The 12,784-nt window shown below is 55.8% G+C and carries 11 protein-coding genes; 2 read left to right on the top strand and 9 right to left on the bottom strand.

Features of this window, described 5'->3' with window-relative positions; translation table 11 throughout:
• Genes NST44_RS07890 through NST44_RS07880 form a run of 3 tightly spaced genes read right to left on the bottom strand, consistent with a single transcriptional unit; the run spans position 1 to position 3,326 of the window.
• Positions 1 to 1,164 (bottom strand): ABC transporter permease, encoded by a 1,164-nt coding sequence (locus NST44_RS07890; protein ID WP_251535730.1) that lies wholly within the window; start codon positions 1,162 to 1,164, stop codon positions 1 to 3.
• A complete protein-coding gene (locus tag NST44_RS07885; RefSeq protein ID WP_251535731.1) occupies positions 1,157 to 2,335 on the bottom strand; it encodes an ABC transporter permease in 1,179 nt (392 codons plus the stop codon). The genes NST44_RS07890 and NST44_RS07885 overlap by 8 nt, the downstream gene beginning before the upstream one ends.
• Positions 2,336 to 2,378: 43 nt before the next feature.
• The gene (locus NST44_RS07880; RefSeq protein WP_432806738.1) at positions 2,379 to 3,326 is read right to left on the bottom strand and encodes an ABC transporter ATP-binding protein; all 948 of its coding nucleotides are present in this window, start codon (positions 3,324 to 3,326) and stop codon (positions 2,379 to 2,381) included.
• A 183-nt stretch (positions 3,327 to 3,509) separates the two neighbouring features.
• Here NST44_RS07880 and NST44_RS07875 point away from each other — a divergent pair, with 183 nt between their 5' ends.
• Both NST44_RS07875 and NST44_RS07870 read left to right on the top strand, forming a co-directional pair.
• Complete coding sequence (locus NST44_RS07875) at positions 3,510 to 4,673, top strand: sensor histidine kinase (RefSeq protein ID WP_340898719.1); 1,164 nt, start codon at positions 3,510 to 3,512, stop codon at positions 4,671 to 4,673.
• Between the two features lie 52 nt (positions 4,674 to 4,725).
• Positions 4,726 to 5,379 carry a response regulator transcription factor gene (locus NST44_RS07870; RefSeq protein WP_340898717.1) on the top strand — a complete coding sequence of 218 codons (654 nt, stop codon included), beginning with the start codon at positions 4,726 to 4,728 and terminating at the stop codon, positions 5,377 to 5,379.
• Positions 5,380 to 5,569: 190 nt separating this feature from the next.
• Here NST44_RS07870 and NST44_RS07865 read toward each other — a convergent pair whose 3' ends face one another.
• The 6 genes from NST44_RS07865 to ftsE form a co-directional block, all read right to left on the bottom strand.
• Positions 5,570 to 6,646, bottom strand: a complete 1,077-nt coding sequence (locus tag NST44_RS07865) for a hypothetical protein (protein WP_157462176.1) — start codon at positions 6,644 to 6,646, stop codon at positions 5,570 to 5,572.
• Positions 6,647 to 6,841: 195 nt separating this feature from the next.
• On the bottom strand, positions 6,842 to 8,161 hold the full coding sequence (locus NST44_RS07860; protein WP_340898711.1) for a PDZ domain-containing protein: 1,320 nt from the start codon (positions 8,159 to 8,161) through the stop codon (positions 6,842 to 6,844).
• Between the two features lie 58 nt (positions 8,162 to 8,219).
• Positions 8,220 to 9,689 carry a S41 family peptidase gene (locus tag NST44_RS07855; RefSeq protein ID WP_007132271.1) on the bottom strand — a complete coding sequence of 490 codons (1,470 nt, stop codon included), beginning with the start codon at positions 9,687 to 9,689 and terminating at the stop codon, positions 8,220 to 8,222.
• 126 nt (positions 9,690 to 9,815) lie between these two features.
• A complete protein-coding gene (locus NST44_RS07850; RefSeq protein ID WP_028405454.1) occupies positions 9,816 to 11,090 on the bottom strand; it encodes a murein hydrolase activator EnvC family protein in 1,275 nt (424 codons plus the stop codon).
• A gap of 26 nt (positions 11,091 to 11,116) precedes the next feature.
• Positions 11,117 to 12,025: a permease-like cell division protein FtsX gene (gene ftsX / locus NST44_RS07845; protein ID WP_028405453.1), complete on the bottom strand. Its 909-nt coding sequence runs from the start codon at positions 12,023 to 12,025 to the stop codon at positions 11,117 to 11,119.
• Positions 12,015 to 12,701 (bottom strand): cell division ATP-binding protein FtsE, encoded by a 687-nt coding sequence (gene ftsE, locus NST44_RS07840; protein ID WP_007132274.1) that lies wholly within the window; start codon positions 12,699 to 12,701, stop codon positions 12,015 to 12,017. Before ftsE ends, ftsX begins: the two co-directional genes overlap by 11 nt.
• Positions 12,702 to 12,784 lie beyond the last annotated feature (83 nt).

The raw sequence follows: 12,784 nt of genomic DNA, 5'->3' as shown, positions 1-12,784 counted from the left end.
CTAAGCGGCGGTTCCTGTCCCGCTCTCGCTTGGCCGCAGAACCGCAGAGCCGACGGCGAGCAAAATGACGGCCATCAAGCCGAGGACCGCGAGCGGCAGGCTGATATCGGCGAGCGTTCCGCCGGTCGCGGCGATCTCCACCGCTTCAATCGCCCACTTTTGCGGAATAAAGTTGGCGAGCTTCTGCATGAACTCCGGCATGATGGCCAGGGGCCAGAAGCAGCCGCCCAGCATGCAGCTCGGCGTGACGATCATGGAATTGATCATCGCGGCATTTTGATCGTTGCGGATGAGTCCCGCGATCGTGCTGGCAAGCCCCAGCGACACCAGCATGAAGGCCATCAGAATGAGAAAGTGCAGCATGAACGGAATGCCGTACTCGTAACGCAGCACATACCGGCTGAGCAGAAGCACGATGATTACCTGCAGCGAACCGACGACAAGGCTCCCCAGAAAGTTGCCGAGCGCGATCTCGTATGCCCGGACCGGTGCCGTATACATCCGCGACAGCGTGCGCTGCCTCCGGTCGTCCAATATCATCGCCACGACGCTCGAGATCAGGGTCATCATGAACATAAGCGTAAATCCCGTCACATTCGACAAGCCCGGCTTGGCGTACAGATTCAGATCCGTCACCTTCGTATCCACCCGCTTCTTGGTGGATTGCTCCAGCACCTGGCTCAGCGCTTGCATGCGGCCCTCATCCGAGTCAGACATTTCCCGGATTGCTGAGGCCGATCCGTTCAGACGCTTAACCGTTGAGTCGGCGGTCATGCGGATCATGACCGATGCTTCCGACGTTGATACTTCATACACCTTGACGCTCGGCGATCCCCCTTCCATGATTCCGTCGCTGAAGCTTCGGGGGACATAAACGCCGACCGTGCTTTTATTCTGAAGCAGCTCCTCGCGCAGCACATCCTCGGAAGCCGACTCCTTCAGCACATATTGTCCGCTGTGCTCCAGCTGCTCCATCAAGTATTGCCCTGCAGGACCTTCGTCCTCATTCACATAGGAGACAATGATACCGGCTGCCGTCGTTCTGCCCAGCAGAAACACCGTCAGCGTGACGACGACACAGGGCACCAGGACAAAGACAATCCAGCCCCGTCTCCGCCCAAGCGTCCGTTTCACCATATTCCAGGCGATAATCAAGCTAGGCATGGTATCCCACCTTTCGGTACGTGATCATGGCAAAGGCCGACAGCACGGCCGTTATGATCGCCAGCATCCCGATGCAGGAGAGGACGAGGCCGGTCTCGCTGTCCAGCATCATCCGCAGCATGCTCTGCATCGCCCAGTGGTTGACCGTAAAGGCTGCGATCTTCTGAAAAAACTCCACCGGCAGCGGCATAAAGCCTCCGCTGACAAACGTCATGGCGATGATTATGGCCTGCATCAGGCCCCTGGCTCCGGCCGCCGTGCGGGACACGAACGTAATGAGCGCCGCAATCGTCATGGACGACAAGGTGAGCAGGACGCAGACCATGATCAGCAGGAGCGGATGCCCTCCCCACTTCACGCCATAAAGCCACATCGATCCAAGCACAATGACAGCTGCTTTCACAAACGTGATCAGACTGCACCCAATGATTTTGCCGGCAAAAATCGTGCCGGGCGATACCGGTGCACTTTGCAGCCGGTACAGGGTCCGGCTCTCCCGCTCGCCCAGCAGGCTGCTGCTTGCCATCAGGCCTGAATACAGCAGAAACATGACCAACATGGAAGCCGCATAGTATTGAGCGGCAGAATAAGACCCGCCCTTTTCGCCCAATTGTCCAACCTCCACGCTAGCTCCGCCTGGCTTCCCATCGGAAGCCGATGCGGGTACCGCCAACGACGGCGAGCCGCCGAGCACGATGGCCTCCGCCTGTTTATGATTCGCGTCCGCCATAAATGTTGTAAAGACGGTATCCGCCACGAGATTCAGATTATAGTCTCTGCCGGGAAGCAGCTCCAGCTTCACCGCTTCTCCCCGTCCCATCCGCTCGTCGAAAGCTTCCGGGATCACAACCGCATAATCCAGCTCTCCCCGGCGGAGCTTGCCTATCGCTTCCTCACGGTTTGACAGGACATGCTGAACGATAATATCTTGCAACTCCCGTGCATTCACAAGCCCAATCATACTTGCAGGGAGCTCCCCCTGCGCTTCGGGCAGAATAAAGCCCACATTCACCGGCGGCTGCTCAAATTCCTTTTCGTTGCCGAACCAGCCGGATAGCGCGTTACCTAATATAAAGATCAGAATAAGCGGCAGCAAAAATTGATTGATCAGCACCGTCCGGCTCGTAGCCATTCGCTTGAGCTCAAACCAGGCGATAATCGCAGTATTCATGGTTTGTTTTCTCCCTTCATGTATCCGGAGACCTCCGGCCTGTCTAGTCCCGCAGCTTCCGTCCAGTCAGGCTGAGAAACAGCGTCTCCAAGTCAGGCTCCTCGCACTGCAGCGATCGGAGCGTCGTGCCGTGCTTGCCGCAAATGAACAGAATATCCTGCAGCTCCTCTTGCGCCGATGGAACATAAATCTCGAGCCGATGATCAAGTTGCGTAACGCGCCCGACGCGCGGATGAAGCTTCATCTCCTGGATAAGCTCCTCCGTGACCCCATCTGCCGTGAGGATAATGCGCTCCTCTTGAGCCACCCGGGCCCGCAGCTCCTGCTGCGTACCGCAGGCGATGACATGACCTTGGTCCATAATGGCCACCCGGTCGCTGATCGCGGCAACCTCCTCCATATAATGGCTGGTATAAATGACCGTCGAGCCCATCTCATTCAACGTCCGGACAGACTCCAGGATATGATTGCGCGACTGTGGATCAATGCCTACCGTCGGTTCATCCATGATGATGAGCTTCGGGCGATGGGTAATCGAGCAGGCGATGTTCAACCGTCGCTTCATCCCGCCGGAAAAGGTCGACGGCCGGTCCTTGGCCCGATCCTGCAGTCCGACGAACGTCAATGCCTCCTCCACCCGTTCCTTCAGCTGCTGCCCCCGAAGTCCGTACAATTTTGCAAAAAAAGCGACGTTGTCCATCGCGGACATTTCCTCGTACAAGGCGAGATCCTGCGGAACCAATCCGATTCTTCGCTTCACCTCAAGCGGCTGATCCTCAATCGATATGCCATCGACCTTGATGCTCCCCTGATCCTTCGGCAGCAGGCCGCAGATCATGCTGATGGACGTGCTTTTCCCAGCCCCGTTCGGCCCGAGCAGCCCGAAAATTTCCCCTTCCTGTACCTCCAGGTTCAGGTGGTCCACCGACAGCTTGCTACCATATCGTTTCACGACATCCTTCATTTCCAGAAAGACCGCCATTCGTACCATCTCCGTTTCCTCAATTCAGCTTTCTGACATTCATTGTATACAAGTTCGTCGTTTCCTTCAGGTAGAAGAAGTCACCTTATGGGGTGACCAAAGTCATCTCCTATCGCTCGAATGTCCTGTGATATAATGAAGCCACTGATGGACCGGGAGCTATAAGTTTAAGAAAAAGGTTGCTGATCGCGCATGTCTTCTCCTCTCGTTTATCTTCGTTACGGCTTGATTCTCCTTCCGGCCGCGGCCGATATGTTCCTTCAGCAGCTGGATGACTACGGGGAATATATGGTGTTCGTCCTCCTGTTTCTCGCGGTGACGGTGCTGAGCCGTTTCCTGCCCACCCCGCCCGGGGCCAAGGCGGCTGCGGTGGTTGAAATCGCGTTATCCTTGTGGCTGTGCCATCAATACGGATTCATGATGGTGTTCTTGTCCATGTCCACGATGTGCGTCTATCTGCCCCTGCTGAAGCGCTCCTGGCGGTGGTGGTTTGCCTTCGCTCACCTCGGGCTGCTGAACATCGCCATTGCAGGCTGGGATCCGCTCTTGACGACAACGGCCAATTTGTTATTTTTGTTCTTCGCGGCGGCTTTCGGCCAAATCCAGCAACTGTTTGAAAAACAAGCCGATCACATCAAGCTGTACGACGAGCTGAAGCGGCTGCATTTCCAGCAGGATGAAGCGGGCAGACAGCTGCTGCAATTCGCGCACCAGGTGGAACGGGCGGCGCAGGCCGAGGAACGGAACCGGATCTCCCGCCAGCTGCATGACGATATCGGCCACCGGCTGATCCGCATCAAAATGATGATGGAGGCGGCCGTCCATACCGTCCCCCGCGATTCCGCTCGCGGCATGGAGCTGCTGCACCAGATCCGGGACCAACTGGGCGACAGTATGGAACAGCTGCGTTCGGCCGTTAAGCAGATGAGCCCGCACCGGCGCATGGCCGATGATTATTCCCTGGACCGGCTCCTTGCGGAGACCGGAAAGGAAACCGGCATCGAAACCGAGCTTGAGCTGCAAGGAATGCCGTATCCGCTCTATCCGAGCCAGCAGGTGGTATTATATAAGAACGCCCGCGAGGCGATCACGAATGCACTCCGTCACGGAGGCGCCACGCATGTCCGAATTTTTCTGCACTATGTGGAAGATGAGGTTCGCATGGAGGTCAGCAACAACGGCAAAGTGCCGGAGCCGGCCGATGGTCCGGACCCGGGCCAAGGCAAGCAGGGCATCGGCTTCAGCGGCATGCTGGAGCGAACCAAGGTCGTAGGCGGAACGCTTACGGTACAGCAAAGCGCTCCGTTTACCGTGATCACCCGGCTGCCGGTTTACCGAAAGCGTGAGATCGTATAAAACGATCGATGAAGGAACAAGCTTCCAATTTAAAGAAAAGGTAGTGCTTACCATGATTTCCGTACTGATTGTCGATGATGACCCGTTCATTCGGGAGAGCTTGAAGCTGCTCGTGGGGATGGATCCGGATATCGAAATAACCGGGGCGGCGGCTCACGGCGGGGAAGCGCTCGACTTGCTGGAAGGCGGGCTTGCGGCCGACGTCGTGCTGATGGACATCCGCATGCCGGTATGTGACGGCGTGGAAGGTACCTTGCGCATCAGGGAGAAATACCCCGACATCCGAGTGCTGATGCTGACCACGTTCGATGATGAGGATTATATTGCAGAGGCTTTGCGGAATGGGGCAAGCGGCTATCTGCTCAAGAACATCCCGCCGGACCGGATCATCCAGGGCATCAAAACCGTCCACGACGGCAATATGCTGATTCATCCCGATATCGCCCGCAAGCTGACCGGCATGCTCCGCCCTGCCGCGCAGCCCGCTCCCCAGACGCCGGCCAAGCTGGAGGCGTTCGGCCTGACGCCGGCGGAGTGCAACATCGTCACCCTCATTGCTGATGGCCTGTCCAACAAAGAAATTGCCGGCCGGCTCTTCCTTAGCGAGGGCACCGTCAAGAATTACGTGACCGATATTTTGGGGAAGCTGAGTCTGCGCGATCGGACGCAGATTGCGATCTTTTATTTGAAGAAAGTTCAGAGTTAACAAATAATCGATTTAACCGTCAATAAGGCCTGCAAAGCGGAGTCCCCCCACATGGAGAGCCGCGCTTTGCAGGCCTTGGTTATGATACTGTTGGGTTTACGGTTTACGGTTTACAGTTACAGGCTACGGTTAGAGGTTACGATTACGGGTTACGGGTTCCATTTACGGTTTGGTTACGCGACTCTATGCTTCAGCGCTGCTCGGAAGCTCTCAGATTGAACCAGCGCTGCAGCTCCTTCACCGATTCGGTACGAAAGAGCAGGTCATCACGGTCGAACACGAGATAGGCCGGCAATCTATCCAGCCCGAGCTCCAGCTTATAATCGACAGCATCTCCCTCACGGTATTCGATGGCGGAATAACCGCCAAATAAAGCTCCAGGCACTTGTGCCGCAAGCTCATCCCATTGCTGGCTTGCGTCACTTCCCGCTTGATCCATCAGAACCGTATGGATTCCGCCCGGCCCTTGGGCAATCAACCTCCTGAGCTTTTCCTTCCTAGCCTGCTCCAGCCTTGTGATCTTATCTGCCCGTAAAGGCTGTTGGCTGCCATCTCGGTCATACCGGTAGCTTCCTCCCGCCGGCACAACATTCAGTTTATCTCCAGTCTTGATGGAGGACAGCTCCAGCTTTCTCTCCTGCTCGTCAAGAAGCTCTGTCTCCTCATCAATGCTCATCCCTATCACGTGCCCGATGTCATCAATAGCACCCTTCTTATCCCGGTTCACCCAAGCCGAAACGTCCAGCTCGATCCGCCTTGCATTGACGTCCAGTGAACGCACCGTACCCGTTATGACATCATCCAGAAAATTAAAATGGAACCGTCCTTCCGGTTCCTGTACAATATCCACGGTTTGTGCCAGGCGAACGGGGGGACGCATATCCAGCTGCTCGTTCGTCGATACCGCCTTTACGCGCTGACCGCGCCGGATGAGATCAAACTGCTCCCGGCTTACCTCATACCACGCTCCATTTGAAGCTACCGCCAGCCGCTCCAGATCGCGCTGCCTGCCGTTCACTGCCGTCTGTTCATTGACCTCACGAAGGATCAGAACTCGGTATTTGATCTTATTCGTGCCCAAGATCGTACTTTTTCCGGCTACCAGCCCTTCATACACGACCGCTTCCTCGGGCCCTGCCGCAGTTTCGGAATCTCTCGTGTCTGCATGGCTCGCGGCAACCCCCGTTGCCGGACCCTGTGGGGCTTCGTGCGCCGGCTTCGGCTGGGAAGATGATCCTCCCGACTCGCATCCAATGATCGATAACACCCCTGCGACGACAACGGTTCAGATCACAGCTGCCTTAGATAATGAAGCCACTTCATTCCCCCCTCTACGCCATCACTGGCTATTTGTGGATACAGACGTACATGACTTCCATTAGGTTGCAAGTGAATTGAAGGACAGCCTGAAATGAAATAAAAAAACGATGCTTGTCTCTTCGACAAGCACCGTCATTTGCATTTATGAATCAAATCCCGCTTCTTCCGATCGGAGAGCCTTCTCGCCCGCCGGATCCTTGCGAAACTTTTGGACATGCAGCTTGTTCGCCAGCAGCGTAATAAGACTTACCGGCTTCAATCGGGCGGCAATGCCATCGCGCGGATCCGGGGCTACGATCGCTCCCAGCTGATGATGGTCCCCGGCATAAATGGCGCGCTGCAAAAACTTGCTTTCGCCCTGATGGTTCTGAACCTCCAGCTTGCAAAAAGCCGGGTTTTGCCGGAGAGCGCCGTGAAGCTGCTCCTTGCTGTGGACCAGGGTACCGTTCACCTTCAGAATCGTCTCGCCCGGCTGAATGCCGAGCTCATGGGCCGGGCTATCCGGCAGAACAGCCAGCACCCGTAATCCGCGAACGGGATGCACAAATACCGGACTGCGCTGCTGCTCTTCATACCGGCTGTACCATACCAAGCCTTCATGCAGCAGCAGAGCGGCCAATGCCGCAATCAGGGTCAACGGCGACCACCATTCGGCAAGCATGCTCAATGCGAGCACGACCGCGGCGTAAATGATCAGCCGCTTGGAGGTGATCACCGCCTTCTCCTTGGGCAGCATGCTCTGCGTCATCTCGCCGAAGCCGATGACGACCGGCAGCGCCATCATCATAAATCCGCCGCTCCACGCATCCCCGCCGAAGAACGGCGTCCACGGAAGCACGGCCCCTCCGCCGGCGGCAGGAACGAGCATGAACAGCGGCAGCGGCCAGAAGCTCTGCATATGATAGCCGCCGACCAGCTTGCCCCGCTTCCCTTCCAGGAACAGCGGCGTCGCAAAGCTTGACCCCTGCAGCTTGACCAGAACAGCTTCGGCGAAATGCAGCACGGCAGCCAGCGCCAGCAGGGCCGGAATATCCAGGCTGCGGATGGTGGACAGCACCGCATGAGCCCATCCCTCCGTTGCCAGATTCGGAAACCAGCTCAACACGAACTGGAGGATGCCGAGCAGTCCGATGGAATAAGCAAAGCACAAATACCGGATATGAAACAGCATCAAGATCAATGAGGTGACCCAGATGCAGATAATCGCCCCCAGGCTTAGGCTTACCCCCAGGAAAGCGACAGCGACAGACACCGCAAGCCCTGCCAGCAATCCGCCGAGAAATGTCCGCCAGGTTTGCAATCCCCAGGAATGCAGGCGTACATGAAACAGCTTCCGCTCCAGGAGTACCTGCCTCCGGTAGAGCAGCATTACGAATAGGATCGAAATATAATAAAAGGGCTGCGTCAGAAGTTGCAAGCCTGCATCCATCCCACGCATCAGCAGTTGTACCAGCGTTTCCAACAGCCAGCCACGCTCCTTTCTCGAATCAAAGAAAAAAGAAGGCTAAGTTGCAGCCTTCTTATGGTTTCGACGCTCTTGCCGCGATTTCCTTCCGAACTTCGGAAAGTCCGCGATTCAGTTGATTATCCACTTTCGGATCCTGAATCTTCTCGATCAGTGCTGCCTCCAGGCTTTCCGCCGTCGCACTGTTAAGGACGCCGTCGGATTTCAGCTTATGCTTGCTCTGGAAGCTCTTGACGGCCTTCTCTGTCGCCCGGTCGAAATATCCGTCGGTGCGACCCGGATCAAAGCCGAGCGCCTCCAGCATGATTTGGGCATTCTTGACATCGCTGCTGTTCGCGTCATACTTGTAGGTCTTCTTCTTGTCAATCGGAGCGACCGTAAAGTATTCCGGCTGGTCTACCTTAATATCCGGTTCAATCCCCTTCTCATGAATCCAGGTGCCGTTCGGCGTGAGCCACTTCGCAATGGTGACCTTCAACAGGCTGCCGTCGCCAAGCTGCTTCTCGAAGCTGGTCTGAACGGTCCCTTTGCCGAAGGAATGCTCGCCGACCAAGGTCGCACCTGCCGATTCCTGAAGCGCTCCGGCCAAAATTTCAGATGCACTTGCGCTGCCCTTGTTCATCAGAACGGTGATCGGATAAGGCTTCGCCTGCCCGTTCGACACATGCTTTTCCCGTTTCTTGTCTTTGTCTTCAACTTGGACGATCAGCTTGCCTTTCGGCACAAAATTCTCGGTGATCCCGATGACCTCGGACAGAACGCCGCCCGGATTGTTCCGCACATCGATCACGAGGCCCTTCATGCCCTGCTTCTCCAGCTTCTCAAGCTCTTCCGTAAAGCGTTCACCGGTATTTGATGAGAATTGGGTAATCTCGATAATGCCGATGCCGTCCTTCTCCATCCGTGCGGTCACCGTCTCCAAGCTAACATCATCCCGAACAATGACAAGCTCGATCGGCTCATCGGAGCCTGCGCGCTTAATCTTCAGTACGGCTTTGGAGCCTTTCGGACCGCGGATCTTGGCTACCGCTGCGTTCAGGTCGAGGCCCTGCAGCGATTCGCCGTTCACGGACAATATGGTGTCCTTGGCTCGAATGCCTGCTTTATCTGCCGGGGATCCCTTGATCGGCGATACGACGACGACATTGCCGTCCTGCGAGGATACTTCAGCGCCGATCCCGCTAAAGGACCCTGCGATGCTCTCCGTGAATTGCTTCGCGGATTCCTCGCCCATATAGTTGGAATACGGATCGCCAAGGGCTTCCATCATTCCGTTAATTGCCCCGTCAACCAGCTTCGACCGGTCGACGTCCTTATAATAATTGTCTTCGATCAAATCCAGCGCCGTGCCGAGCTTCCTGGCCTCCGCGTCATCAAGCCCGCTGCGGTTCGAAATGCTCGCCAGAAGACCTTCACCGTTTCCGGTCTGCTGCGCAGCCGGCAGCTGGGTCAATGCCATGGTTATGAGTACACCGCACAGCATAGCGGCAACCATTAGAAAGACAACCGTTCGTTTTTTCAGCATGTACTTCACCGCCTTTGTACATTTCAACTGCTCTTTCGGGAATCCCGTCCACCTAGTATATGATAGGCTTACCGGGAATATTTATACAGCGGTACGAAGCATGTGTGGCGCAGATGCGCCCTGCCGTTACAGGTAAGGCCCAGGATTAACCGGCGATCCGTTAACCCGTACTTCGAAGTGAAGATGCGGTCCGGTACTTTGACCGGTCGATCCGACCTCGGCAATCTTCTGGCCTCTGGACACCTTGTCGCCCTCACTCACCATGATGCCGCCGTTGCGGATATGTCCGTACAAGGTCCATACGCCGCCCCCATGATCAACAATAACACAGTTTCCGTAACCGCTCCACCATTCGGCCAGAATGACGGTGCCGCTCTCGGCTGCCCGGATCTCCGTTCCTTGCGGAGCAGCAAAATCTTGGCCGGTATGCATCTTGCCGACCTCGCCCGTTACCGGATGCACCCGCGGACCATAGCCCGATGAGAGTCTTGCCCCCGATACCGGAAGCGCAAACGGACCTCCGTTGCCGGTAAATCCGCCTCCCTTGCTTCCGCCAAGCTTGGTCGCCTTCGCCCGTTTCGCCGCCGCGGCGGCTGCCGCTTTCGCAGCAGCTGCTCTGCGTGCAGCCTCTTCAGCCGCCAGCTTGTTCTTCTCTTTCTGCAGATCCGATCGTTTGCTGGCCAAGGCCACCAGCATCTGGTCCTGCTCCTTGGTCAAAATCTCTGCATCCTCGATCTCTTGATCATACTGGGCGAGAAGCACGCGCTTCTCCTTTTCCTTCTCATTCAGGAGGCTCTTGCGGTCTTCCATCTGTGCGTACAGATCTTTCGCCGTCGCATACTGGGTCTCGAGCTGTTTCTTCTTCTCGATGACAAGGAGCTTGTCCTGTTTATGCTGCACGAGCAAATCCTGGTCCTGATTGACGATCGTCTTTAAGGAATCCGCCCGCTCCAGAAAATCGCTGAAGCTTGTGGAGGAGAGCAGCACATCAAGATAGGAAGGCTGCCCGTCCATATAGATCAAACGAATGCGGGATTCCAGCAGCTTCTCGCGGGAAGCGATGCGCTCCTCGGCCGCTTCAAGCTCCTTCGTCGTCGTTCTCAGATTATCCTCGGTTTCCTCGATCTTCATCGATATCTTCATCAGCTCGTTGCTGACGATGCTGATTTGTTCCATGACATATTTCAGGTTTTTGGTCGTCTTTTTCTTATAATGCTGCGCTTCCTTCTTCTCCTCGGCAGCCTTGCTCTTCTGGGCTCTGGCCTCGCGGACCTGCTCCTGCAGCACTTTCAGCTCACGGTCGACGTCGGCTGCGGTCTTCTTCTCAGCTTGTCCGTCAGAGGGTTGGATCATAACAGAGGCCAATAATAAGGCTGCTACTCCAGCGGCGATTTTCTTCAACGTTCGCTCCCCATCCTTTACCTGGTTTAGACTTTCAAAAACTTACGGATCGACATGGTGCTGCCCCAGACTCCGATCGCAACGCCGAGCACAATGATGATTCCGCCGAGCCACAACCACAGGTCTCCAAGCGGGATCAGGCTCTTGGCAAGCGTCATATCGGTCTGAGCGGCCGCATACAAGCGTCCGTATCCGACAAACAACAGGGTCACCGTGACAATCGAGCCGACGAGGCCGATCAATGCCCCCTCGACGAAAAACGGCCAGCGGATGAAGCTGTTGGTCGCACCGACCAGCTTCATAATGCCGATCTCACGTCTGCGGGCCAGAATGGTAACACGGATCGTATTCGAAATCAGGAACATCGACATCAGTCCCAGTCCGGCGACGAATATGAAGCCGATATTCCGGACCGTCCGCGTGATTTTGAACAGCGTTTCCACCGTTCCTTCGCCGTACTTGACGCGCATGATCGGCTCCTCCGCGTACTTCTCGTTCAAAGCGCTAATCTTGTCGGCGACGAAGCCGACGGTCGTAGGCTCGATGACGGATACCTCAAACGCATCCGGCAGCGGGTTCTGGTCCTCTTCGCTGAAGCCCTCCAGCCATTCCGAGCCGAGGCTCTCCTCCAGCTCCTTCATCCCGTCTTCCTTGGATACGTATTTAATCGAGCTGACCTCCGGCATCGTCTCGATCTCGCTGCGGATCTTCTCCCGAAGCGCCTCGTCGACATTCAGATTCAAGTAGGTGTTGATCTGCACATTACTATCTGCTTTATCGGCTAACGCGTTTACGTTCATTACAAGCAGCATGAACACACCCAATATAAATAACGACACCACGATGGAAGTTACCGATGCGACAGACATCCAGCCGTTGCGAAATATACTCTTCGCCCCTTCCCGCAGGTGCCGCAAGAAGGTTCTAAAACTCATACCCGTATTCTCCTCTCAGCTGGTCGCGCACGATCTGTCCGCGCTCGATGGCTAGTACGCGTTTGCGCATGGTGTTGACGATTTCCTTGTTATGCGTGGCCATGACAATCGTTGTGCCGCGAAAATTGATCTCGTCCAGCAGCTGCATGATTTCCCAAGATGTCTCCGGATCCAGGTTCCCGGTAGGCTCGTCCGCAATAATGACCGACGGATTGTTCACGATCGCCCGCGCGATTGCAATCCGCTGCTGCTCGCCGCCGGATAGCTGGGAAGGCTCGCGGTTCGCCTTGGCCTTCAGCCCGACAAGCTCCAGCACTTCCATCACCCGTTTCTTGATGATTCGCTGCGGCGCCTCGATGACTTCCATGGCAAAAGCTACATTTTCGTAAGCTGTCAGCTTTGGCAGCAGGCGGTAGTCCTGGAAAACCACCCCGATATTGCGCCGAACATAGGGGATTTTGCGCTGCTTCAGCTTCCCGATATTGAATCCGTTCACGGAAATTTGCCCCTTGGTAGGCACTTCTTCTCTATAAATAAGCTTCATAAACGTCGACTTTCCCGCACCGGACGGTCCGACGACATAGACAAATTCATTCCGGTTGATCTTAACCGACACGCCTTGCAGCGCATGAGCGCCGTTCGGGTAAGTCTTCCAAACGTCTTGCATTTCAATCACTAAGAATCACTTCCCAATCCATAATTAGCCTTTATAATTTCGACAGCTTCCATTGAATTCCTTTAAAATTCCTGAAAAATCCT

This window comes from Paenibacillus sp. FSL W8-0919 (assembly GCF_038003785.1).
GTDB lineage: Bacteria > Bacillota > Bacilli > Paenibacillales > Paenibacillaceae > Paenibacillus_AQ > Paenibacillus_AQ lactis.
The sequence above is the reverse complement of the archived record's forward strand: the minus strand, read 5'-3'. Positions and strand labels throughout refer to the sequence as shown.